General features: G+C 48.5%; 18 protein-coding genes, 1 other RNA gene and 1 other annotated feature. Of the genes, 2 read left to right on the top strand and 17 right to left on the bottom strand.

Annotation, left to right across the window (positions count from 1 at the left end):
- Positions 1 to 9: 9 nt before the first annotated feature.
- On the bottom strand, positions 10 to 1,143 hold the full coding sequence (locus ACFQ1X_RS03745) for a cysteine desulfurase family protein (RefSeq protein ID WP_144839104.1): 1,134 nt from the start codon (positions 1,141 to 1,143) through the stop codon (positions 10 to 12).
- 13 nt (positions 1,144 to 1,156) lie between these two features.
- The gene (gene cymR / locus ACFQ1X_RS03740) at positions 1,157 to 1,573 is read right to left on the bottom strand and encodes a cysteine metabolism transcriptional regulator CymR (RefSeq protein WP_144839102.1); all 417 of its coding nucleotides are present in this window, start codon (positions 1,571 to 1,573) and stop codon (positions 1,157 to 1,159) included.
- A gap of 134 nt (positions 1,574 to 1,707) precedes the next feature.
- Between cymR and ACFQ1X_RS03735 the strand changes: the two genes are divergently transcribed.
- Positions 1,708 to 2,997: a replication-associated recombination protein A gene (locus ACFQ1X_RS03735; protein ID WP_144839100.1), complete on the top strand. Its 1,290-nt coding sequence runs from the start codon at positions 1,708 to 1,710 to the stop codon at positions 2,995 to 2,997.
- A gap of 506 nt (positions 2,998 to 3,503) precedes the next feature.
- On the opposite strand, the gene ACFQ1X_RS03730 is transcribed toward ACFQ1X_RS03735, so the two are convergent.
- The 4 genes from ACFQ1X_RS03730 to hisS form a co-directional block, all read right to left on the bottom strand.
- Positions 3,504 to 4,268: a tRNA threonylcarbamoyladenosine dehydratase gene (locus ACFQ1X_RS03730; RefSeq protein ID WP_144839098.1), complete on the bottom strand. Its 765-nt coding sequence runs from the start codon at positions 4,266 to 4,268 to the stop codon at positions 3,504 to 3,506.
- 524 nt (positions 4,269 to 4,792) lie between these two features.
- A non-coding RNA gene (ssrS, locus tag ACFQ1X_RS03725) (6S RNA) lies at positions 4,793 to 4,976 on the bottom strand.
- A 45-nt stretch (positions 4,977 to 5,021) separates the two neighbouring features.
- On the bottom strand, positions 5,022 to 6,806 hold the full coding sequence (gene aspS / locus ACFQ1X_RS03720; RefSeq protein ID WP_144839096.1) for an aspartate--tRNA ligase: 1,785 nt from the start codon (positions 6,804 to 6,806) through the stop codon (positions 5,022 to 5,024).
- A 297-nt stretch (positions 6,807 to 7,103) separates the two neighbouring features.
- Complete coding sequence (gene hisS / locus ACFQ1X_RS03715) at positions 7,104 to 8,378, bottom strand: histidine--tRNA ligase (protein WP_144839094.1); 1,275 nt, start codon at positions 8,376 to 8,378, stop codon at positions 7,104 to 7,106.
- Positions 8,379 to 8,430: 52 nt separating this feature from the next.
- Positions 8,431 to 8,686: a binding site (T-box leader), on the bottom strand.
- 113 nt (positions 8,687 to 8,799) lie between these two features.
- Here hisS and ACFQ1X_RS03710 point away from each other — a divergent pair.
- On the top strand, positions 8,800 to 10,335 hold the full coding sequence (locus ACFQ1X_RS03710) for an SH3 domain-containing protein (RefSeq protein ID WP_144839092.1): 1,536 nt from the start codon (positions 8,800 to 8,802) through the stop codon (positions 10,333 to 10,335).
- Between the two features lie 242 nt (positions 10,336 to 10,577).
- Here ACFQ1X_RS03710 and dtd read toward each other — a convergent pair whose 3' ends face one another.
- From dtd to queA, 11 genes are all read right to left on the bottom strand, one after another.
- On the bottom strand, positions 10,578 to 11,018 hold the full coding sequence (gene dtd / locus ACFQ1X_RS03705) for a D-aminoacyl-tRNA deacylase (protein WP_144839090.1): 441 nt from the start codon (positions 11,016 to 11,018) through the stop codon (positions 10,578 to 10,580).
- A gap of 9 nt (positions 11,019 to 11,027) precedes the next feature.
- Positions 11,028 to 13,220 (bottom strand): RelA/SpoT family protein, encoded by a 2,193-nt coding sequence (locus ACFQ1X_RS03700; protein ID WP_144839088.1) that lies wholly within the window; start codon positions 13,218 to 13,220, stop codon positions 11,028 to 11,030.
- Between the two features lie 163 nt (positions 13,221 to 13,383).
- Positions 13,384 to 14,928, bottom strand: coding sequence for a glycosyl hydrolase family 28-related protein (locus ACFQ1X_RS03695; RefSeq protein WP_144839086.1), 1,545 nt, complete (start codon positions 14,926 to 14,928; stop codon positions 13,384 to 13,386).
- 113 nt (positions 14,929 to 15,041) lie between these two features.
- Entirely contained in the window at positions 15,042 to 15,554 is a 513-nt protein-coding gene (locus tag ACFQ1X_RS03690; RefSeq protein WP_144839084.1) for an adenine phosphoribosyltransferase, read from the bottom strand.
- Entirely contained in the window at positions 15,545 to 17,887 is a 2,343-nt protein-coding gene (gene recJ, locus ACFQ1X_RS03685) for a single-stranded-DNA-specific exonuclease RecJ (protein ID WP_144839082.1), read from the bottom strand. The genes ACFQ1X_RS03690 and recJ overlap by 10 nt, the downstream gene beginning before the upstream one ends.
- Before the next feature lie 85 nt (positions 17,888 to 17,972).
- Positions 17,973 to 18,362 carry a LapA family protein gene (locus ACFQ1X_RS03680; RefSeq protein ID WP_144839080.1) on the bottom strand — a complete coding sequence of 130 codons (390 nt, stop codon included), beginning with the start codon at positions 18,360 to 18,362 and terminating at the stop codon, positions 17,973 to 17,975.
- Positions 18,363 to 18,499: 137 nt separating this feature from the next.
- Entirely contained in the window at positions 18,500 to 20,770 is a 2,271-nt protein-coding gene (gene secDF, locus ACFQ1X_RS03675) for a protein translocase subunit SecDF (protein WP_144839078.1), read from the bottom strand.
- Between the two features lie 71 nt (positions 20,771 to 20,841).
- Positions 20,842 to 21,156 carry a post-transcriptional regulator gene (locus ACFQ1X_RS03670; protein ID WP_144839076.1) on the bottom strand — a complete coding sequence of 105 codons (315 nt, stop codon included), beginning with the start codon at positions 21,154 to 21,156 and terminating at the stop codon, positions 20,842 to 20,844.
- Positions 21,157 to 21,466: 310 nt separating this feature from the next.
- Positions 21,467 to 21,742 carry a preprotein translocase subunit YajC gene (gene yajC / locus ACFQ1X_RS03665; RefSeq protein ID WP_144839074.1) on the bottom strand — a complete coding sequence of 92 codons (276 nt, stop codon included), beginning with the start codon at positions 21,740 to 21,742 and terminating at the stop codon, positions 21,467 to 21,469.
- 35 nt (positions 21,743 to 21,777) lie between these two features.
- On the bottom strand, positions 21,778 to 22,920 hold the full coding sequence (gene tgt, locus ACFQ1X_RS03660) for a tRNA guanosine(34) transglycosylase Tgt (protein ID WP_144839072.1): 1,143 nt from the start codon (positions 22,918 to 22,920) through the stop codon (positions 21,778 to 21,780).
- Positions 22,913 to 23,968, bottom strand: coding sequence for a tRNA preQ1(34) S-adenosylmethionine ribosyltransferase-isomerase QueA (queA, locus tag ACFQ1X_RS03655; protein ID WP_144839167.1), 1,056 nt, complete (start codon positions 23,966 to 23,968; stop codon positions 22,913 to 22,915). The genes tgt and queA overlap by 8 nt, the downstream gene beginning before the upstream one ends.

Genomic DNA, 23,968 nt, shown 5'->3' with positions numbered 1-23,968 from the left:
ATCACCTTTTCACTTTAGCGCCAGGCGCTTGCTGATTTGGGCTGTTTTTTCAGCCGCTTGTCGGACTTGTTCTTCGGTCAATCCATGACCGAAACTGAAGCGGATCGAATTGCGTATCTCTTCGGCCTGTTCGCCGTACATCGCCACCAATACATGAGATGGGTCAATTGAACCCGCTGTACAGGCGGATCCGCTTGAAGCGGAAATTCCGACAATATCCAGGTTCACCAGAAATGATTCGATTTCGATTCCTTCAATGCTCAAATTGAGAATATGCGGCATTTGCTGTGCGCCATTCTCTTTATAAGTTACGCCCGCGTTGTCGAGTGTATTTTTGAAGATTTTTTTGTATTGCAGGAAATCAGTCTTTTTTTGCTCCATTGTTTCAAGCGATATGGAGACCGCTTTTGCAAAAGCACTGATGGCCGGAACGTTTTCGGTTCCCGCCCGGCGTTTGCGTTCCTGTTCCCCGCCGTAGCTTAGCGGAGCCAGACTGATGCCTTTTCGCTGGTACAGAAAACCGATGCCTTTTGGCCCGTTCAGCTTATGTGCCGATACGGACAATAAATCGACTTTCAATTCCTTGACGTCAATCGGCAAAACGCCATAAGCCTGTACCGCGTCGGTATGGAAAACCGTTTCTGTGCCTTCCAGTAAAGCGCCGATTTCAGCAATCGGCTGGACGCTTCCTACTTCATTGTTGCCGAGCATGATCGTCACCAGAATTGTATCGTCCCTGAGCGCTTTTTTCACGTCATCCGCCTTCACGAGCCCATCGCTGTCAACCGGCAGGTAAGTAATTTCATAGCCGTCACGTTCAAGTTTCTGGCAGGCATGAAGCACTGCATGATGTTCGATTTGTGAAGTGATGATGTGTTTGCCTTCTTTTTTCAGTGCTGTACCAAAAATGGCGAGGTTATCTGATTCTGTTCCCCCGCTCGTGAAAATGATTTCGGGGTCATCGGCATTGATGCTCTCCGCAAGGCCACTGCGGGCTTCGTCCAGAACTTTCCGTGCATCACGGCCTGTGCCGTGGATGCTCGAAGGATTGCCGTATATTTCTGCCAATCTTTTTGAAAACAAGTCGACCACTTCCGGATGCATCGGAGAAGTGGCCGCATGATCAAGATAAATTCGGTTCATTGTCTAAACTCCTCTATATATAGAACATATAATTTTCTGTCGTCGATTCCTGCTGGTTGGCCAGATCTTCGATCGTCGTGGTATCCAGCACATTTTTCACGGCATCGCGGATGCGGATCCACAGTTCACGCTGCGGCTGTGCCTCATCTTCTATGCCTTCAACCGGCTGAATCGGCCCTTCCAGCACGCGGATCACATCGCCCGCCGATATTTCTCTCGGATGGCGCGCCAGCATATAGCCCCCGTAAGCGCCTCGTACACTTTTCACCAATCCGGCATTGCGCAGCGGTGCCACTAGTTGTTCCAGATAAGCTTCTGAAAGATCGTGCTCTGCGGCAATCTTCCGCAGCGGCATCGGGCCTTCTCCGTATTCTTTGCCCAACGCGATGATAATTGTTAAACCGTACCGTCCTTTAGTCGAAATTTTCATAAATACACCTCTGAGTCAGATTCCATTATTCTTCAAAACAGTATAGCATAAAACAGGCCTTATGGACTTGCAATGACTTTTGAAACGTGTCGCGATATACTGATGGAAGTGATGCACGAGAGGAGTTTTTTTCATTGCACAATGAACCATTGGCTTTTCGCATGCGGCCGCGCACCATCGATGAAGTCGTCGGACAGCACGATGTCATCGGCCCGCATACGGCTTTATATAAAATGATTCACAACGGCCATGTGCCGTCCATGCTTCTATACGGCGAACCGGGAATCGGCAAGACGTCGATCGCCCATGCCATCGCCGGCACCTCGAATTTGCCGTTCATCGCATTGAATGCGACAACTTCCGGCAAAAAAGATGTCGAGGACGTGGTCAGGGAAGCACGCGTCACCGGCAAAGTTCTCCTGTTTCTTGATGAAATTCATCGCTTCAATAAACTTCAGCAGGATGCGCTGTTGCCACATGTCGAAAGCGGCTCAATTGTTCTGATCGGCGCCACGACAGAAAACCCTTTCCATGACGTCAATCCGGCCATCCGTTCGCGCTGCGGCGAAATCAAACAATTAAAACGGCTGACCCACGAAGACATCGTCTCTTTGCTGCAGTCGGCATTGGAAGATACAAAACGTGGACTGGGCCGGGAAGAAATTGTGATTTCTGCGGCACAGGTTGAACGCATCGCAGAAGGCACGAATGGCGACGCGCGTAAAGCGTTGACGATGCTTGAATCGATCGTTATCGCATCGGATGAAGAAGACGGCAAATACCTCGTCGAAGACCAGATGATCGAACAGATGATTAAACGGGTCGGCGTGTTCGGCGATAAAAAGGGATCTCATTTCTTTAATCTTCTGTCGGCTCTTCAGAAATCCGTCCGCGGCAGCGACATCAACGCGGCGATGTATTATCTAGCACATCTTTTGGAGAACGGCGATTTGACCGCCGTCACCCGCCGCCTGCTTGTTATGGCTTACGAAGACATCGGCCTCGCCAACCCGGCTGTCGGCCCTCATGTGCTGGCCGCCTGCCAGGCAGCTGACCGGCTCGGATTGCCGGAAGCACGAATACCCCTTGCGCAGGCAGTAGCTGAAATGTGCTTATCCGAAAAATCCAATTCGGCTTATAAAGCGATCGATGCCGCAACAGCTGCCATCAATAAAGGATTGACCGGCGACATACCGATGCACCTGCGCGACACCCATTACGCCGGCAGTGCCGAGCTTGGACACGGCGGTTATCAGTATCCGCACGATACACCAATCGGATCGTTCGGCGGCTGGGCAGATCAGGATTATCTGCCGAAAGAAGTCGGGAAGGCCGAGTTTTACAAACCTGTCATTGCAGGTGAAGAGAAAAAGTTCGCCGGCATCTATGAAAAGTTGAAATCGTTTCGGAAAAATAAAAAATAAATCAAAGAAATCCGGCCCATTTCAAATGGACCGGATTTTTTGGTTTTCTGTTATTGTCAGTTTCACAAATCATTTCGCTCTAGGCGGATCCTTTCTGCGGGGAGCGGCCTGAGCCTCCTCGTCCGCTTCGCTACCTGCGGGGTCTCAGGACTCGCTCTAGTTCCCGCAGGAAAGACTTTGGCCGAAGCCTGCGAGGGCAAATCTTTGCGACGAAGCAGCGAAGCGATGCAGGAGCACATCTTTGCACTTCACCGCCTGACGCTTCATTCTGGTTCTGTTTAGAATTGAAATGTAACCTTCTTAAAACAGAAATGAAAAAGACAATTCTTTTTATAGAAGACATACTGAGATATGGAGCAAAACAGCGAAGACGCCATGGGGACCAAGCGAAGTGCTGAGATCCACTCGGGCGAAGTGAAACGAGCCCGAGTTAGCTCAGTGCGAGCCCCCAGGCAAGCGAAGCTGTTTTGCGGAATATCGCTTAACTAAGTTTTCTTTCTATACCTTTAATTGGTACGAACGCGATTGATCGGTATCGATGACGTAATATCATTGACCACCCAGCTGGCGCAGATCAGGCCGACTGTCGATGGTGCAAAGGCGTTGGAAGATGGCGGCATTTTCGCTTTGCGGATGGCCGCATCGGGCTTGCCGACACTTCCGACAACATCTTCGCGGACAATGATCGGGCTTTCATCTGAAAAGACAACCGGAATTCCTTTACGGATTCCTGCCTGGCGCAATTTCTTGCGGATGATTTTTGCCAATGGATCGGTATGTGTTTTAGAAATATCAGCGATCTTAAAACGGGTCGGATCGGTTTTATTGGCGGCGCCCATGCTGGAAATTATTTTTACGCCGCGTCTATGGCATTCCTGCATCAGATGCACTTTGTAGATCATGGTATCGGATGCATCGACAACGTAATCCGGGTTGTAACTGAAAAACTCCTCATAGGTATCTTCTGTATAGAACATATGCAAATCGATGACTTCACAATCTTCATTTATATCAGCAATCCGGTTTTTCATGACGGCACTTTTTGACTGCCCGATTGTGGACAGATTGGCTACCAGCTGCCGGTTGACGTTGGTGATGTCGACATTGTCCTTGTCGACCAGGATGATGCGGCCGATGCCGCTTCTAGCACAGGCTTCAGCTGCGAATGAGCCGACGCCTCCGACTCCAAGGATTGCCACTGTCGAATCCTTCAGCATTTCAATTCCTTCTTTACCTACTGCAAGTTCATTTCGTGAAAATTGATGTAACATAGTTTTCCTGCCTTTCGTGATGAGTGGTTTGTTGAGTTCAATCAAATAAGCTAACTTTTATACACCGCTTCGGCGCTAGGAAAGTGGCTTTGTTTGAGAGAGTATCTTGGATATGAAGCAAAACAGCGAAGACGCCCAGGGGGCAGAAACGGCGTTGACTTTCCAACGTCGTTTCGACGAAGGGCGAGTTGTTCGGGTGCTCCTGCATCGCTGCGCTGCTTCGTCGCAAAGACTTAGCCTCAGAAGCTTCGGCTAATGTCTTCGAAGCTGTTTTGCGGAATATCGGCTACTTATAGATTTTTAATTCAACAATTAAATTGGGTTTTAACCTATTAGAAATTATACACTAAGAAAAGCGACAGCGCCCGTTAAGCTCTGAAAGGCATAAGACGATCTGGCGAAGCGGCGTCTATTCAGCCGCATAGCCAGAGTGGCTTATGACCCGAAGAGCTGGGCCGCTGAAGCCTGGACACATATAAAAACCCTCCAGCAAATAGCTGAAGGGGTTGAAGTTAATATTAAGTGAGAATCCCAATCGTGCCGTCAGTAAGTTGCATATCGTTTTTGAACCCGCTTCTAGCAGGTGGGTGACCTCTTCAGCGCTTATAACTTCCGGTTAAGGCATGTTAGCCACGTTGAAATCCGGTCTCCCGACGACAAAATGTTGGGTCAAAACTGAATTGCCTGTAACGAACACATCAGGATTCTCTACTAAGGTTATATTAGCACACGCCGCAAAATTCTACAACCGTTTTACTCTAGCCCTTTTGAATTATTCTGAACATTCAGTGATAGGCTTAATTCATCAAGCTGTTCTTGTGCAACCGGACTCGGCGCATTTGTCAACAGGTCGCTGGCACTGGCCGTCTTCGGAAATGCGATGGTGTCGCGGAGATTCGTGCGTCCTGCCAACAGCATCACCAAGCGATCCAATCCGAAAGCGATGCCTCCGTGTGGTGGTGTGCCATATTCAAATGCTTCCATCAGGAAACCGAATTGTGAGCGTGCTTCCTCTTCTGTAAATCCGAGAACTTCAAACATTTTCTCCTGGATGTCACGGCGGTAAATACGCGCCGATCCCCCGCCCAATTCAAAGCCGTTCAATACCAGGTCATAGGCTTGCGCACGGACATTTTGTGGATCACTTGATAATTTATCGATGTCTTCTTCATACGGCATCGTAAACGGATGGTGTGCCGCATAATAACGTCCTTCTTTGTCATCGTATTCAAACAGCGGCCAGTCGGTGATCCACAGGAATTTATAAACCGACTCATCAATCAACCCGAGCTCCTTGCCAAATTTCATGCGGAGAGCACCTAATGTGTCTGCCACTACAGATTTCTTATCTGCGATAAACAACAGCAGATCTCCAGCTTCAGCATCAGCTGCGCCAATCAAAGACTGGGCTGCTTCGCCTTCAAAGAATTTTGCAATCGGCCCTTTGACGCCATCCTCTTCGACTTTCAGCCATGCAAGGCCTTTCGCACCGTAGCGTCCGGCAAATTCACCGAGTGCATCGATGTCTTTACGCGAATAGTTGGCTGCCTGGCCTTTGACATTAATCAATTTTACCTGTCCGCCATTTTCGACTGCGCCGGCAAAAACTTTGAAGGAAGAATCTTTCACCAAATCTGAAACATTCACAAGTTCCAGGGCAAAGCGGACATCCGGTTTGTCGGAGCCGAAACGATCCATCGCTTCCGTATATTCCATGCGCTCGAATTTCGGTTCGATGTCAACGCCTTTTACTTCCTTCATCATTTGTACCATCAGCCGTTCATTCATTTCCAGGATTTCTTCCATCGTCTGGAAACTCATTTCCATGTCGATTTGAGTGAATTCCGGCTGGCGGTCTGCACGCAAGTCTTCATCCCGGAAACAACGGGCTATTTGGTAATATTTGTCAAAACCTGATACCATCAGCATTTGTTTGAACAACTGCGGAGATTGCGGCAAGGCGTAGAATTCACCGTCGTGCACGCGGCTCGGCACCAAGTAATCACGTGCGCCTTCCGGAGTCGATTTCGTCAGTATCGGTGTTTCGACTTCCAGAAATCCTTCTTCATCCAGGAATCGGCGGATGGATTTTGTGACTTCCGAACGCATTTTGAACGTTTCATACATCTCCGGGCGGCGAAGGTCCAGGTAACGGTATTTCAGTCTAAGGTCTTCACTGACATCCGTATTGTCCTCAATCGCGAACGGCGGATTTTTCGCCGCGTTGATGATGCTTGCCGAATCAACTTGAATCTCGATTTTACCGGTTTTCAGCGTGGTGTTGATTTGACCATCCGCACGCTCCACGACCAATCCTTCGATATGGATAACGAATTCACTGCGCAGTTTTTCACCGATTTGGACAGTTTCCATCGAAATTTCGGGATTGAAAACGGCCTGTACAATACCCGAACGATCACGGACATCTACAAATATCAAACCACCTAAATCTCTGCGTTTTTGTACCCAGCCTTTGATGGAAACGCGCTGGCCGATAGCCGTTTCGTTCACTTCACCACAATAATGCGTTCTTGACATACTAACTCCTCCAATTGTTTCTTCACATTTTTCTTCTATATAAATAAATCGTTCTTATAGAAACGATATTCCGCAAAACAGCTTCGCTTGCCTGGGGGCTTGCGCTGAGCTAACTCGGTCTCGTTTCACTTCGACCGAGTGGATCTTGCACTTCGTCGGCATCCGCCTGCTCCCCTGGGCGTCTTCGCTGTTTTGCTCCATATCTTATATACTCTTTTTGTTAAAGACACTTTTCCAGTCCAGGAGCAAATCTTTGCACTATCCAAAGCGAAGAAGCGGTATTGAGTAGGTTATTCTTTATTTACTTTCCAAAATCGCATCCGCAATCGCTTCAAAAGCCAGCTCCTGCTGCTCACCTGTCAACATATTCTTTAGGGCAACTTTACCACTTTCGAGTTCGGTTTCGCCGATGACGATTACATAAGCGGCGTGTTTGCGGTCTGCTGATTTCATTTGTGCTTTAACTTTGCGGCCATTGAAATCCATATCGGCGGAAATGCCGTTATCGCGGAGGTCACGCACTACCGTAAATGCTTTTTTCTTCGTCGATTCGTCCATCGCCACGACATAGACTTCAAGGTCTGATGATTGAGCGATTTCCACACCTTCCATTTCCAGTGCCAGCAAGAGCCGCTCGATACTCATTGCGAAACCGATACCAGGCGATTCCGGTCCGCCAAGGTCTTCGACAAGGCCATTATAGCGACCGCCCCCGCAAAGCGTGGTAATCGCACCGAAACCTTCTGCATCGCTCATGATTTCAAATGCAGTGTGATTATAATAATCAAGGCCCCGCACCAGATTAGGATCGACGACATAATCGATGCCCAGCGCTCCAAGATAAGCTTTCACACCATCGAAATAGCTTTGAGATTCTTCATTGAGGAAATCGGCCAAAGATGGCGCGGTTCCCATCAATTCGTGATTGCGGTCCACTTTGCAATCCAGGATGCGCAGCGGATTTTTCGTCAAACGCGCCTGGCAATCTCCGCAGAACTCCTCTATACGCGGTTCAAAGTGTTTGATCAGCGCTTCTTTGTGAGCAATGCGGCTGGCGGTATCTCCGAGCGAATTAATGACGAGACGAAGCTGCTTCAATCCGACTGAACGGTACACTTCCATTGCGAGTGAAATCACTTCCGCATCAATCGCAGGATCTTTCGAGCCGATCGCTTCCACCCCGAACTGGACGAATTGGCGCATACGCCCTGCCTGTGGCCGTTCATACCGGAACATCGGACCCATATAAGAAAGTTTGACCGGCTGATCCGGCAAACCGAATAATTTATTTTCAACGTACGAACGCACAACGGAAGCAGTGCCTTCCGGACGCAGCGTCAGCGAACGGTCGCCGCGGTCCTGGAAAGTGTACATTTCCTTTTGGACGATATCGGTCGTATCCCCTACACCCCGCTGGAACAATTCCGTATGTTCAAAGATTGGCGTCCGGATTTCTTTGTATTGATAAAGTCTGCAAAGCTCATTGATCTTTTGTTCGACTTCCTGCCATTTGGCGGATTGGTCCGGCAGCACATCATAGGTGCCGCGCGGCAATTGAATATTCTTCCCCATGTTCAACACTCCTCTTTTTTTCCATACAAAAAAGCCCCCGCCCCTTGCTTTCGCAAGGGACGAGAGCCTGTATTCAAGCTTCCGCGGTTCCACCCTAGTTGATGCGAAAAAACTCGCATCCTCTCATTCCCGGATAACGGCCGGTTCCGTCCCTTCCTACTAGTTGCGCCGGCTAATGCCGGACATCGTTCAGAAAGGAGCCTCATAAGTGTTTTTCACCACATATTTCTGCAGGGAAGTTTGCAGCCCGGGACTTCCCCTCTCTTTTCAGCCAATCATGCGGTTACTTTCTTCTTCAACGGCGTGCTGTTTCATATAATAAGCTTAATCTTAAATTTTCCCGTCAACATTGTCAACCTTTTTCACATTTCACATGATTAATTTGCTAAAATAAAAACAACATCCTAAGAGGAGGTGCTATATGAACCGAAAATCCATAATTACATACATAATAACGATTTTACTGGTTGCACAGGCATTGCCCTTTGGCGAAAGTTCGACTGTCTCAGCAAACAACGGTGAGATTGAAGTTTCAGCGGCGTCCGTCAACGTCCGCAGTGGACCCGGCCTGTCTTACCCCGTTATCGACTCGATGAAGGAAGGCGACAGTGTCGAAGAACTTTCAAGAAGCGGCGACTGGATCGAAGTTGCGGTTTCAGGTGAAACGGGCTGGATTGCATCCTGGGTGACAAAAAGTTCTGCATCTGCTGAAGCTTCATCAGGCAAAACTGCAGTATCTTCCGTAAACCGTTTGAATGTCCGGGCGCAGCCAGATCTATCCGCATCGGTTCTTACCCAGATGAACGCCGGCGAACAAGCCACCGTCCTGAATGATTCAAACGGCTGGGTCGAGGTTGAATTCCGCGGCAGCCGCGGCTTTGTTTCGAAAGAATACATAAGCATCAACGTCAATTCGAATGCGAAACCTGCCCCGGCGGCGAGCGACGTCTCTTCCATTGAAATTGCTGTGGACGCGTTGAATGTCCGCAAAAAACCGGATCTCAGCTCTTCGAAACAAGGGACAGTAAAAAAAGGCGAAATTTATCCGGTACTCGAACTGGCAGGCAATTGGGTGAAAATCCAATTGGATGGCAATAAAACCGGCTGGGTCTATTCTTTTTATGGCCACCTTTCCAATGAAACTGTGGAGAAGAAAACCGACAGCAGCATTGAAACGATAACTGTACAAACGAATGGCACGAACATCCGGACACAAGCCACGACGTCCGCTGAAGTTGCTGCACGCGCAAATGCAGGCGACCAATTGACTGTAACAGCGAAACAAGGTGACTGGTATCAGGTGGCACTTTCCGGTGGCGGAACCGGTTTTATCGCCGCATGGGTAGTTGTTGCAGGTGAACAGGAAATTACAGGCCAGGAACAGAAGCCGGCACGCAAAAAAGGCACGCTGAACGGCCTGACGATCGTTCTCGATCCGGGACATGGCGGCAATGACGGCGGCACACTTGGCGCCCGCAAAACGGAAGAAAAAGGGTTGACGCTGAAAACAGCGGAACTCCTGTCGCAGCATCTGCAGGCAGCAGGAGCAGAAGTGCATATGACACGCCAGTCTGATGTCTATGTCGACCTTCGCAAACGGGTGGCTGAAGCACATAATGTTGCAGCAGACGCTTTTATCAGCATCCATTACGATGCAACGGAAGACAATAGCGTTTCCGGTTTCACCTCCTATTATACGCACGGCTACCAACAGGAACTCGCCAGCTATCTGAACGCCGGCCTCAGCAATAAGCTGACGATCCGCGACCGCGGCGTGCAGCCGGGCAATTACCTGGTGCTCCGCGAAAACCGCCAGGCAGCGGTGCTGGTCGAACTCGGATTCCTGAGCAATTACAACGAAGAACGCCTGATCTCTTCCGTACAATTCCGCGAACAGGCAGCACTGGGCTTGTACCAGGGAACAATCAGTTATTTTGATGCACAATTAGGGAAATAAGAAAAAGCTGTCCATTGCGGACAGCTTTTTCTTTACGAGAGAAAGATTTTGGATATATTATACTTCTCCATTTTATTAGTTGCGCAATTTGAACTTTTAGTTGCGGAAATCGGCTATTTAGTTGCGGAAATTCACCTATTAGTTGCGGTAAATCGTTATTTAGTTGCGGTTAGGAAAAACTTCAAAAAATTTCACTATTAAAAACGGCGACACGGAACCCTCCGCATCGCCATTTTAAATATTTATTTCGACTCCACAATCATCGTCACCGGTCCATCGTTCACCAGTTCGACGTCCATCATGGCGCCAAAGACGCCTTCTTCCACTTTTAACCCTTCATTTCGCAAGACTTCATTGAAATAATGCCATAAAGGTTCGGCGTGATCCGGACGGGCGGCTTCGACAAAACTTGGTCGACGGCCTTTACGGATATTGCCATACAACGTGAATTGGGAGATGGACAAAACATCACCGCCGTTATCGTAAATCGAGCGGTTCATCTTGCCTTCTTCGTCTTCGAACAGCCGCATCTGTGCGATTTTCCGCGCACAATATTCAGCGTCTTCTTTTGTATCTTCGTGCGTGACCCCGACGAGCAGCACGTATCCGGAAGAAATCTCTCCGGTGACGGTGCCATCGACGGTCACGGATGCTCTTTTGCTGCGTTGAAGAATAACTCGCATAGCTCCTCCTTAATTCGTGACCCGCGTTACCGAATAGACATCCGGTAATTGCTTGATCCGCTCCACTACCCGGTTGAGGTGGGTGATATGCGGAATCATGAGCGACAGGTTGATGGTCGCGATTTTATCGGTATCCGCGCGGCCGCTGACAGCGACGATGGTCGTCTTGGTTTCGCTGACCATATGCATCACTTCATTGATGAGGCCGGTGCGGTCAAAGGCCTGCACTTCGATATCGATTTGATAAGATTTGTTATCCGGCAATTCCCCGTGCTCCCATTCAACTGGGATGAGGCGATCGTTTTCGTTTGCCCGGACGTTCGGACAGTCGGCACGGTGGACGGAAACTCCGCGCCCCTTGGTAATAAAACCGATGATGGCGTCTCCCGGAACCGGATTGCAGCATTTCGACAGGCGGATCATCATATTGTCGATGCCGCGGACGATGACACCGGATTCGGTCTGTTTGCGCGGCTGATTCGATTTCATCTCGACGGTGATCTTTTCGAGTGCTTCTTCCTGCTCGCGTTTCTTCCGTTCTTTTTCGGCAAGGCGATTGACGACCTGCTGAGCGGTGATTCCTGTAAATCCGACTGCAGCGTACATATCATCTTCACCCGCAAAGTTGAATTTCTCGCAGACACGTTTGATGTTTTCATTGGTAAGGATTTCTTTCGGCACAAAATCCTGCGCTTTGATCTCGCGCTCGATCATTTCTTTGCCTTTTTGCACATTGTCTTCGCGCAATTGCTTTTTGAAGAATTGGCGGATTTTATTTTTGGCCTGCGTCGACTTGGCGATTTTCAGCCAATCACGGCTCGGGCCGAATGATTGTTTTGATGTCAGGATTTCTACGATATCTCCAGTGTTCAATTGGGTATCCAGCGGCACCATCTTGCCGTTCACTTTGGCACCGATCGTTTTATTGCCGATTTCGGAATGCACGCGGTAGGCAAAGTCGATTGGACAGGAGCCCGATGGCATTTCGATGACATCACCTTTTGGCGAGAACACATAGACCATATCGGAAAACAGGTCGAATTTAAGCGACTCCATGAATTCTTCGGCATTGTCTGATTCGTTCTGGAAATCAAGGATTTCACGGAACCAGGACAGGCGGGAGTCGACGGAGCTGATCGGTTTGTCTGAAGTTTTGCCTTCTTTATAGACCCAGTGTGCTGCTACACCGTATTCTGCGATGCGGTGCATTTCTTCGGTGCGGATCTGCACTTCGAGCGGATCCCCCTGTGGCCCGATAACCGTCGTATGCAGGGACTGGTAAAGATTCTGTTTCGGCATAGCGATGTAATCTTTGAAACGGCCCGGCATCGGTTTCCATGTAGAATGGATGATGCCCAGCACCGCATAGCAATCCTTGATGCTTTCAACCGTGATGCGGACTGCCAATAAATCATAGATTTCGTTGAACTGCTTGTTTTGCATCGCCATTTTTTTGTAGATGCTGTAAATATGTTTCGGACGGCCGAACAGATCCGCTTTGATATCCACATCTTCCAGCTGGACGCGGATTTCATCCATCACATTATTGAGATATTCTTCACGCTCAGTGCGCTTTTTCTTCATCAGATTGACAATGCGGTAATACTGCTGTGGATTCAGATAACGGAGAGCGGTGTCTTCGAGTTCCCATTTGATGGTATTGATACCAAGACGATGGGCAATCGGTGCGAAGATTTCCAGTGTTTCATTTGCTTTGATGCGCTGCTTTTCGACCGACTGGTATTTCAACGTTCGAAGATTATGCAGACGGTCAGCCAGTTTGATCAGGATAACACGGATGTCCTGGGCCATCGCCACGAACATTTTGCGGTGATTCTCCGCCTGTTGTTCTTCTTTCGACATGTATTTAATTTTGCTCAACTTGGTTACGCCGTCTACGAGCAGCGCAACTTCCTCATCGAAATCACGGACGATGTCTTCCCGACTGACATCCGTATCTTCTACGACGTCATGCAAAAAGCCCGCAGCTACCGTAGCGGGATCCATTTCCAGTTCTGCGAGTATACCCGCCACCTGAACCGGATGGACAATATAAGGTTCCCCAGATTTGCGGAATTGTCCCATATGGGCATCATATGCCACCTGATAAGCTCTTCGGATAATTTCAACATTTTCCTTGTTCATATACGAAGCAACGATATCAAATACATCTTCAGCTGTTTTTACTTGGTCTTTCGCCATAATTGCCCACCTTGCTCCTCTTTTTTCGAAAAGTATATCTATATATTATAGAAAACTTTAGGGTAAATTGTAAAGCTTGGTCAACTGACGACAGCTATATAATTAAAACGATTAACAGTAAATGGAAATTATATCAACACCCTAATTCGATGCCATGTCATTATTATGTTTCAGTCCGCAAAATCATGTTCAATCTGACCTCGGTTTCACTGTCTCCTGAGTCAATGATCGCTGGTGCAGAGTTATGAGAATGAACACTTTGCACTAAGACGTTTTGGACGTTTTTATTGCCTGAAGCAATCGTCAGATCTATTGCCGCCCGCCGAAAACCTTGAAACCGGCCATTTGCCAGAGCCACATTCCGTGCACGGAACTGTATGGAAGCGGCGGTCTGATGCCTGTAATCATATTGAGGATCTCCTGCGAATAAAAACCGGTTAACCACCACATTCTTATAACCTGAAACCACCAATGCCCGCGGTGAAGAATTTTTATAGAGTTCCGTCCTGACCGGATGGATCGCTACGAGTTTCTGCGCACTTATCATATAAGCAGATTGAGATTCATCGTCTCCCGGTTGATGGTGTCCAATATGGCGGAAGTTGAATGCACGGTTGTCGTTCACCGATAGATGGCCGGAGATATGCACACCGGACGCGGCGGAAGAAGTTTCATGCGCTTTTATTTCCACACCGCCAAAACAGCGGGTGCTCGAATTATTGGCGAGCCAGATATTTGTCGAGCCGTCATCGATTTCAAAACCGTTGGAATTTGAAAAACCCCGTTTATGCGACCGCCCGCACGGATCGCTGAAATGGCTGTTCGAGATGAAAATATGGTCGCTGTGATGCGTCGTCACTCCGTCGTCGCCAAAACCCGAACCGGTGACGCGATTGAGCCAAACGTAACTGCTGCCGCCTTTCGCTTTAGTGCCGTCACCGGCGTAACTATAGTACGAGGACGAAATGTCAAAACAATGAAGACCCGGATTTAAGGCATCGACATCCCTCACCCATCCATAGCGGACCTTGGCGAAAGTCAGGCAGCTGGATAAATTATTTCCTGTCGCCGTTTTCTGATCGGCAGACAGCCGCTCCATGTTCCAATCGAGCGTCAGCCCTTCCACTGCAATATTGCGGTTGCCGCGGATCGGGTTCCTATTGGCGAGGAGTGTACGGCGTTTTGGCGTGTTATTGTGAAGGCGTAAGATCGTTTTGCCTTTGCCCGCGCCGACAAGCCTTGTCCAGGAAGGGAGCTTCAATCCCTTTACAATATAAACACCTTCCGGCACGAAAATTTTTCTGCCACCATTGCCGAACGCTCCTTTGAAAGCTGCGGTCGAATCCGTCCGGCCATCTCCGCGCGCGCCGAATTGCGTCACCGATATGTAATTGCCGGTAACTTCCTGGAGGCGTTCGTATTCGCTGTCCAGTTCATTTTTCCAATAAGGAAGGATTTGTTCTTCTTCTGCCTTAAAACCGATTTCTTTTTTGTCATCGATTGCGAAGTCAGTCGAAATCAGGGACCAGAATTTTTCCGACAGCGTTTTTTTGCGTATATTTTTTGGAGGCTTTAGCGGCTTTCTGATTTGATCGTACAGCTGCTGTGTTTCTTCGGTGATACTTTGGAGCGGCTCTTCCGTTTCAAGCAGCATGTCGATCAGCGGCCCGTTATTTGATGGATAATGATTGTCATCCCATTTCAGCATATTGACACCTCTTTGATCGTCGTTTTTTCTTTCCATACCCGCTGGGAAATAAAAAATTCATAACAAAAACAGCCCGCAACGCAAATTGCGTTCCGGGCTGTCTCCATCTTTCATTAATATTGCAAAAGTGTACGAACTTCGTATCCTACGAGCTTGTCACGGCCATCCAAATAAGTCAATTCGATAAGGAATGCACAGCCTGCAACAATTCCGCCAAGCTGTTCAACCAAATTGATAGTCGCCTCGATCGTTCCTCCTGTAGCCAGAAGATCATCGGTGATTAACACGCGCTGCCCCGGCTTAATCGCATCACTGTGCATCGTCAGGACGTCTTTGCCATATTCCAGGCCGTATTCCGCGCGAATGACTTCACGTGGCAATTTGCCTTCCTTGCGGACAGGGGCAAAACCAAGTCCAAGCGCATATGCCACAGGGCAGCCGATGATAAATCCACGGGCTTCCGGGCCGACGATAATATCTGCATCGACTTGTTTTGCATATTCCACGATCTGGTCAGTCGCGTATTTATAAGCTGCTCCATCGTCCATCAAAGAAGTTATATCCTTGAAACGGATGCCTGGTTTCGGCCAATCTTCAACAATTGTAATGTACTTTTTTAAATCCATACCTGTTCCTCCTTGGCAGACACTTTCGCGTCGAACCACTCTTTTAAGTCTCGATAGGACGCATACAAAAGCTTCTGTTCCAGAGCAATCTGCTGTTCGCGTTTCTTGTAGCTCGGCGCGTCAGCCAAATCTCGTTTGCCTGGAGATTCTGCAATCTCAGTAAGTCCATTGTTAAGTGTAACAAAACCAAGTTCAAAAAACACCTGCAACATGAAAAATAATGAATCCCGGGTCCAGCCTTTATGCTTTGCCAGTTCGTCGCAATGTTTCTTGAAATCGAACGTGCCGCGTTTCTTAATGAATGCAAAAAGCCATTTAAATTGTTCGCGCGTCGGAATCTGCTCGAAATACTGCGATTCCTTGGCGTAGAAATGTGCATAGATCCGTTTCGGATTAAGGTCTTTCAGTACGCCCTCCAGCTGTTCTTCCGATTCAGGCAGATCCAGCAGTACCAGGTGATGCTTGGAACTTTCGAACTCTGTGATGTTTTCGGGCGTGTGGATCGGGTGCTGGATCAATGTTTTGAAAACCGCCACCGTTTCGGGATTGAAAGCCAAATATACCTGATCCCGCTCCGGAATCATTTTCGACCAGCGGGCTACCTGGCGAATGCCCCGGATATCGAATAATTGCCATTGGTCAGTACGGATATCTTCTATCAATAATTGCGCTTTTTTGCGACCGTTCCATTCATTGATCTGCAGATCACCGATCACATCGATCAGGACATCCGGCGTCAATTGATCACCGATTTCGCCGATACCGAATCCGACGGCATCAAGTGAAGAACCGCCGGAGGCAAGCTCCACTTTCAAATGGTTCTGAGCTGCGCCGATTTTCCGGATGGATGCCACTCTGACGCCTTTGATAAAAAACTTCGGCTTGGCAAAGCCCATGCCGAACGGTGCCAGATAACGCATCGATTCAATTGTTTCCGTATCGATTTCTTCGAGCTCGACCGGTATGTCGATGTCAACGACCGGCAAGAGGTCTTCCGCCGACAGAACGGCTTCCGCCTGTTTGTTCAGACGCGTCCGAAGCTCCGCAACGTCCGCTGCTTCCAGCGTCATTCCGGCAGCCATCGGATGTCCTCCGAATGCCGGCAGGATATCACGGTTTTCCGCCAGTTCGTTGTAGAGATGAAAACCTTCAATGCTGCGAGCCGAACCTTTCGCTTTGCCCGTTTCCGGATCCAGCGACAATACGATTGTCGGCCGGTAATATTTCTCTACCAGTTTCGAAGCCACGATGCCGACGACACCGGGGTTCCAGCCTTGCTGCTCGACGATGATAACATGCGGTGGACCTTCCGGATAGTTGGTTTCCACCTGAGCCGTCGCTTCTTCAGCAATCTGCTTGACGATTGCCTGCCGTTCTTTATTGAGCGCATCGAGTCCGTCTGCCAACGAACGTGCCTCGGCCGGATCTTCCGTCAGCAGCATCGTTACAGCCGGGTCCGCGTCCTGCAGACGGCCGATCGCGTTAATACGCGGACCGAACATGAAGCCAATCGTCTCTTCATTAATTTCATCCTGCTTGACCCCAGTGACTTCTGCTAACGCTTCGATTGCCGGGCGCGGTGAATCGCGCAAAGCCTGCAGCCCTTCTTTCACAAATATGCGGTTTTCGCCGTGCATCGGCACAAGATCCGCAATGGTTCCAATGGCGACAAGTTCAATCAGATGATCGGGCATTTCTTCATAAAGGGCATGCGCCATTTTAAAGGCCACACCGACGCCCGCCAATTCACCGAATGGATATTCACCTTCCGGATGGCGCGGGTGGATGATCGCCAGCGCGTTCGGCAGCGTATCGCCGATATCGTGGTGATCACTGATGATGACGTCCATGCCAAGCCCGACTGCAAAATCCACCTGTTCGACACCGGAAATCCCGTTATCGACCGTAATGATCAATTTCACACCCTTATCATATGCCTGCTGGAACAATTCTTTATTCGGGCCGTAGCCATGTTTAAAACGATTTGGGATCATGAATGAAACATCTGCTCCCAAATCCTGCAAAACGGTCATCATGACAGCAGTGCTCGTGACACCGTCTGCGTCATAATCTCCGTATACGATTATTTTTTCCTGTGTCTCGACAGCTCTGCGGATACGTTCTACAGCGATGTCCATATCTTTCATCAAATAAGGATTATGTATGGCAGCAGCATCCGTCGCCATGAACGCGCGGGCTTCTTCCGCTGTCCCGATTCCCCTGCTCACAAGAATTTTCGAAAGCACGGAAGAAAGGGATAATTCCTGTTGAATTTCCAGAACTGCCTGCTCATCCGGCTCTGTCAAACGCCATCTTTTTTTGGATTCTATCATTTACAGTCACTTCCTCACCGCTTCATTATACAAGAAAAATCGGCAGACAAAAACCTTTCGGCACATTTGCCGAAAGGTTTCTTGTTTAAAGCGTTTTGCGCGAGTCTTCCCCGGAGGTTTCCTGCCGTTCATCTGCGGCTTTTTCTTCGCCGGTGACAACCTGAGCATCCGGTACGACGCCCGCTTTCTGATATTCAGCGATTTCATTTTGCTGAGTGGCGATCAATGATTCTTTGACAGCCATTTCTTTCTGCAGCGCTTTGACTTTGCGCTGAAGTGAATAACCACGGGCAATCGCCACGACACCGCTAAGCAGGAACCCGAGAAGGGCTGAAGCTAAAATGACCAGGATCAACGGCCATTCCGTTTCACCGAAAATATAGTTGACCGGTACAGCGTCGACGTTGACGACTGCAAACGCAGCGATGATGACAGCAAATATGAGGGCAAGTAGAATTAGCCATTGCATTTTCAAATCGAACAACTCCTTTCTGAAATTTAAAAAATGGAACAAGGTCATATTTACTATACCCTGTTCCATTTCCTTTATAAACTTTTATCCAGAAGTAACAGTCAGTGGGCTAAAGAATTCCCACTGAATGAAGTTTCTCTTTAAACGACAGGCTCGTCGGAACCCCATTTGGATTCCTGCTCTTTTTTCTCGATGTCGATCGGCCCTTTTTTATTCAGTTCCTTCTTCTTCAATACCAGCCACAGTTGGGCTGCAATGAAAATAGAAGAATAAGTTCCGGCGATCAAGCCGATCAATAGCGCAATCGAGAAGTTGGTGATGGATGGTGCGCCGAAAATCAAGAGCGCAAGAACAACCAACGTAACTGTCATTACTGTATTGACTGAACGAACGAGTGTCTGGCGCAAGGAAACATTGACGACTTTTTCCAATTGCTCGACAGTATCGATCTTCTTCATGCTCCGCATGTTTTCACGGATCCGGTCGAATGTCACAATCGTATCGTTGATTGAATAACCGACTATCGTCAGCACAGCTGCGATGAATGTGAGATCGACTTCCAAACGCAGGAGGCTGAACACTGCTACGATGAAGAAAGTATCGTGGATCAACGCCACGATGGAAGCGACACCCATACGCCATTCGAAACGGAATGCTACGTATATGATGATGCCTAAAGCGGCAATCGCCAAAGCATACAAGGCATTTTGGGCAAGCTCGATGGCAACCTGATTCGAAACAGTGGAAACGTTAGGATTCTGGCCGTATTCTTCATTCACTGCCTGTGTTAATTCGTCGATTTGATCCTGAGTGAAATCATCCGTGTAACGGGCAACGCCGATATCGGATTGATCTCCGGAGATGACCACATCATCTGAAGGGAAACCGGCCTCTTCAAGGAACTCTTCAACTTCCTGTTGCGTAAGCGCCGAATCAGCAGTTACTTCAACCCGCGTACCGCCAGAGAAGTCTATGCCAAGATTCAACTGGAACATTCCAAGTACAATTGCCCCCGTTGCAATCAAAGCCAGTGAAGCGGCAAAGAATTTATTGCGGTTGCCTGCAAAGTCCTGACGGTCGAATGGTGTCGTCAAATCAGTGATTTCTTTGCCTTCGGAAAGTTTGTGGATCTTATCGGCTTTCAAGCCGAACCAGCCGTGTTTGTTATCGAGGAAACCGCTCTGGACCCATAGGCCAAGCAATAGACGCGATCCCCAAACAGCAGTAATAAAGCTGGATAGAATGGAAATAATCAATAACGTTGCAAATCCTTTAACGGAACTCGTTCCGAAATAGAACAGTACAGCAGCAGCAAGAAGCGTTGTCACATTGGCATCGATGATTGCCGAAAACGATGAACGTGCGCCGATGCGGAATGAGTCCTTAACGGATTTACCTGTCCGTATTTCCTCACGGATCCGCTCGTAAGTGATGATATTGGCATCAACCGCCATACCGACACCGAGCATGATCGCTGCGATACCCGGCAACGTCAGAACGCCGCCGATCCAAACGAAAATCACCAGGATCAGGTAAACATACACAGCCAGGGTGATGAATGCGATAACTCCCGGGAAACGGTAGAAAACCAGCATGAACAGAAGCACTAAGCCAATGCCGATTGCAGCGGCAAAGGTTGTTTTATCCAGCGCTTCTTCACCAAATTGAGCACCGACAGAAGTGGAATAGATTTCTTCCAATTCGACCGGCAATGCACCGGCATTCAGGATACCGGCAAAATTCTGGGTTTCTTCCACAGTGAACGATCCAGTAATCTGAACGCTCGGTGAATTGATGCGTCCGCTTACAGTCGGCGCAGAAACGAATTTCGGGTCTTCTTTCAGACGTTCTTCCTGATACGAATCTACGCCTTCTTCAAAGTCCATCCAAATGACCAAAACATTATCAGGGCGCTGAGCGATTTCACCAGTAATTTCAGCGAACAGAGCTGGATCTTTCAATTCCAGCGACACGATTGGCCGGCCGCTTTCATCAAATGTTCCGGTTGCCCCGCCTTCAACAAGATCGGATCCATCCATCAGCAGATTATCGTCTGCGTCGCGGAAAGTCAGATTTGCTTCCGTGGACAGGAGTTCACGGGCCTGTGACTGGTCTTCAACGCCAGCCAACTGGACACGTATGCGATCGTCCCCTTCAATCTGGATGACCGGTTCACTGACACCCAGCACGTTGATCCGGTTCATCAATGCATCCGTCGTATCTGACAGGATGTCATTGTCGATTTCCGGCCCGTCACTGAGCGGCGTCACTTCATAAAGAACTTCGAAACCGCCTTGAAGATCCAAGCCCAATTTAATGTCTTTCGCTATCGGTAAACTTGTGGTGCCAACCATTCCTAACAGTACGATGACCAGTAAGAAAAAGGCTATTATACGACCTCTTGCTTTCATATGTATTGTTCCCCCTCATTATCTAAAACGCAGCAACTTCATTATGAAACACCCTTAAGAACGTGTCAAACTCATTTTATCTTTTTGGGGCCGGGACGAAGCAACTGTTCGAGGTCATCGGAATTTCCTTCAGAAAACCAATTATCCCCTTTAAAACCTTCAATTTGATGATAAGCTACAAATTCCGAAGCCCGCATTTCCATTATTTCATTGACCATTTCGTGCAACGACATATCGCCGATGTCCTTTTTGCGCCACTTTTTCTTGATCAAAAATTGCCAAATATCTTCAGTTGTAAATGTGTCGTAATCGAAATAACTGAACTCTTCACATTTACTCTTCAAAAATGGCAATACGATGTCATATTGCTCGGTATATTTCGGCATAGTATTCCCTCTTTTATAAGTTGAAATAAAAAACATTAATTACAAACCGCGTTGGCCCTTAGAGAAGTCGCTATAAGATATGAAGCAAAACAGCGCAGACGCCCAGGGGAGCAGGCGAATGCCGACGAAGTGCAAGACCCACTCGGGCGAAGAGCCCGAGTTAGCTCAGCGCAAGCCCCCAGGCAAGCAAGCTGTTTTGCGGAATATCGATTGTTATAGATTAGTATTCCAACTTAAATAATTTATTTGTTTGAACAATTTGTGAATAATCTCTAAAAAAAATCGCCTTCAGTTCGAAGGCGAAGATTTCTTAGACTGTTGTTTTTGCCTGGTCCACAACGCGGGCGATTGCCTGGCGTTCGAATTGTAAACGGGTACCGTCTCCAACTGTGATGTAAATCGTGGCATCATCCACAGCGTCGACAGTGCCGTGAAGACCACCGATCGTAACAATACGATCGCCACGTCTCAATTCAGACTGCATGTTGGCCGTAGCCTTCTGGCGCTTCTGTGCTGGGCGGATAATAAAGAACCACATCAAAACGAACATTAGAAGTAAAGGTGATAACGCGATTAAAGTTTCCATTATTCATATTCCCCCTTTCACTCTCTATCTGTGTCTTAGAAATTCTTGGCGTTTGGTTTATTGAAGCCGTAAGCTTCAAAAAATTCTTCGCGGAAATCTCCCAGGCGGTCCTCACGAATCGCTTGGCGCACCTGTTCCATTAAGTTTAACAGAAATTGAAGATTATGATAACTGGTAAGTCGAATTCCGAACGTTTCATCTGCCCGAATCAGGTGATGGACATATGCACGCGTGTAATTTTTGCATGTATAGCAATCACATTTTTCGTCGATCGGATTGAAATCACGTTTGAATGCCGCGTTTTTGATGTTCAATCGCCCTGTGCTCGTCATCAATGTGCCGTTTCGTGCGATGCGCGTCGGCAGCACACAATCGAACATATCGATGCCGCGGATTGCTCCGTCGATCAGTGAATCGGGTGACCCGACACCCATCAGATAGCGCGGTTTATCGGATGGCATCAATGGCGTCGTGAACTCCAGCGCTCGGTTCATGACGTCTTTCGGTTCACCGACAGAAAGTCCGCCGATTGCATAGCCCGGGAAATCCAGCGACACCAGATCCCGTGCACTCTGTTTGCGCAGATCTTCGTATTCGCCGCCCTGGATAATGCCGAACAAACCCTGGACATCCTTGCGCGCATGCGCTTCAAGGCAACGTTCTGCCCAGCGTGATGTGCGCTCGACACTGGATTTCATGTATTCATGGGTTGCCGGGAAAGGCGGGCATTCATCAAACGCCATCATGATGTCAGAACCCAGATCGTTCTGGATTTCCATCGCCTTTTCCGGGCTCAGGAACAATTTGTCGCCGTTCATATGGTTGCGGAAATGAACGCCTTCTTCTTTAATATTGCGGAATTCACTCAACGAAAACACCTGGAAACCGCCGGAATCCGTCAGAATCGGACGGTCCCAGTTCATGAATTTATGGAGACCGCCCGCTTCTTTGATGACATCATTGCCGGGGCGCAGCCATAGGTGGTAAGTATTGCTTAGAATAATACCTGCATTCATCGCTTTCAATTCTTCCGGTGACATCGTTTTGACGGTCGCCTGTGTGCCGACCGGCATAAAGGCCGGTGTTTCAAATGAGCCGTGCGGCGTATGGACAATCCCCAGGCGCGCGCCGGTCTGCTTGCATGTTTTGATATGTTCGTAACGAACTGCTTCAGTCATGGTGAGTCTCCTTTTTCTGTGGTTCAATGAACATCGCGTCTCCAAAACTGAAGAACCGGTAGCGTTCATTTACTGCTTCGTTATAGGCGTTCAAAATATGGTCACGATTCGACAATGCACTGACCAGCATCACGAGCGTCGATTTCGGTAAATGGAAATTCGTGATGAGTCCGTCAATCGCTTTAAATTCATAACCGGGAAAAATGAAAATATCGGTCCAGCCGCTGTCTTCCTGCAGCTCACCACCGAATTTATTGGCTACAGACTCAAGTGTCCGGGTCGAAGTGGTGCCGACTGAAATGACGCGGCCGCCACGGGATTTCGTATCATTGATAAGCTTGGCAGTTTCCGCGTTGATGCGGTAGAACTCGGCGTGCATTTCGTGGTCTTCGATCGATTCGACCGACACCGGCCGGAATGTGCCAAGGCCGACATGCAAAGTAATAAAAGTGATATTGACGCCTTTGCCTTCGATTTCCTTCAACAATTCATCCGTAAAATGAAGTCCGGCAGTCGGAGCAGCCGCACTGCCGCGCTCTTTTGCGAAAACAGTCTGGTAGCGGTCCTGGTCTTCAAGTTTCTCACGGATATACGGCGGCAGCGGCATTTCGCCAAGTTGATCCAAAATTTCATAGAAAATGCCGTCATAGATCATCTTGAAGTGACGGCCGCCGTGGTCAAGGATGCCGGTGCATTCTGCACGCAGCAATCCTTCACCGAATGAGACGATGGTGCCGATTTTCACTTTCTTTGCGGGTTTAACGAGCGTTTCCCACACATCATCTTCAATTTGCTTTAACAGCAATACTTCGATGTTGGCACCCGTGTCTTCCTTGACGCCCATCAGGCGAGCCGGCAGGACGCGAGTATCGTTCAACACGAGCGTATCGCCTTCGTGCAGGTGATCGATAATGTCGCGGAAGTGTTTATGGTCGACCTTGCCGCTTTCTTTATTCATGACCAGAAGACGGCTTGACGTCCGGTCTAGCAACGGCGTCTGGGCAATCAATTCTTCCGGCAATTGGAAGTCAAAGTCATTTACATTCAT

Origin of the sequence: Metaplanococcus flavidus (assembly GCF_042675885.1) — a bacterium.
In the GTDB taxonomy this organism is placed as follows: Bacteria; Bacillota; Bacilli; order Bacillales_A; family Planococcaceae; genus Planococcus; species Planococcus flavidus.
The sequence above is the reverse complement of the archived record's forward strand: the minus strand, read 5'-3'. Positions and strand labels throughout refer to the sequence as shown.

Bases quoted from the DNA above. Each gene is read 5' to 3' on its own strand.
- ACFQ1X_RS03745 (WP_144839104.1), bottom strand. From the start codon at position 1,143: ATGAACCGAATTTATCTTGATCATGCGGCCACTTCTCCGATGCATCCG.
- cymR (WP_144839102.1), bottom strand. From the start codon at position 1,573: ATGAAAATTTCGACTAAAGGACGGTACGGTTTAACAATTATCATCGCG.
- ACFQ1X_RS03730 (WP_144839098.1), bottom strand. From the start codon at position 4,268: ATGTTACATCAATTTTCACGAAATGAACTTGCAGTAGGTAAAGAAGGA.
- aspS (WP_144839096.1), bottom strand. From the start codon at position 6,806: ATGTCAAGAACGCATTATTGTGGTGAAGTGAACGAAACGGCTATCGGC.
- hisS (WP_144839094.1), bottom strand. From the start codon at position 8,378: ATGGGGAAGAATATTCAATTGCCGCGCGGCACCTATGATGTGCTGCCG.
- ACFQ1X_RS03710 (WP_144839092.1), top strand. From the start codon at position 8,800: ATGAACCGAAAATCCATAATTACATACATAATAACGATTTTACTGGTT.
- dtd (WP_144839090.1), bottom strand. From the start codon at position 11,018: ATGCGAGTTATTCTTCAACGCAGCAAAAGAGCATCCGTGACCGTCGAT.
- ACFQ1X_RS03700 (WP_144839088.1), bottom strand. From the start codon at position 13,220: ATGGCGAAAGACCAAGTAAAAACAGCTGAAGATGTATTTGATATCGTT.
- ACFQ1X_RS03695 (WP_144839086.1), bottom strand. From the start codon at position 14,928: ATGCTGAAATGGGATGACAATCATTATCCATCAAATAACGGGCCGCTG.
- ACFQ1X_RS03690 (WP_144839084.1), bottom strand. From the start codon at position 15,554: ATGGATTTAAAAAAGTACATTACAATTGTTGAAGATTGGCCGAAACCA.
- recJ (WP_144839082.1), bottom strand. From the start codon at position 17,887: ATGATAGAATCCAAAAAAAGATGGCGTTTGACAGAGCCGGATGAGCAG.
- secDF (WP_144839078.1), bottom strand. From the start codon at position 20,770: ATGAAAGCAAGAGGTCGTATAATAGCCTTTTTCTTACTGGTCATCGTA.
- ACFQ1X_RS03670 (WP_144839076.1), bottom strand. From the start codon at position 21,156: ATGCCGAAATATACCGAGCAATATGACATCGTATTGCCATTTTTGAAG.
- yajC (WP_144839074.1), bottom strand. From the start codon at position 21,742: ATGGAAACTTTAATCGCGTTATCACCTTTACTTCTAATGTTCGTTTTG.
- tgt (WP_144839072.1), bottom strand. From the start codon at position 22,920: ATGACTGAAGCAGTTCGTTACGAACATATCAAAACATGCAAGCAGACC.
- queA (WP_144839167.1), bottom strand. From the start codon at position 23,968: ATGAATGTAAATGACTTTGACTTCCAATTGCCGGAAGAATTGATTGCC.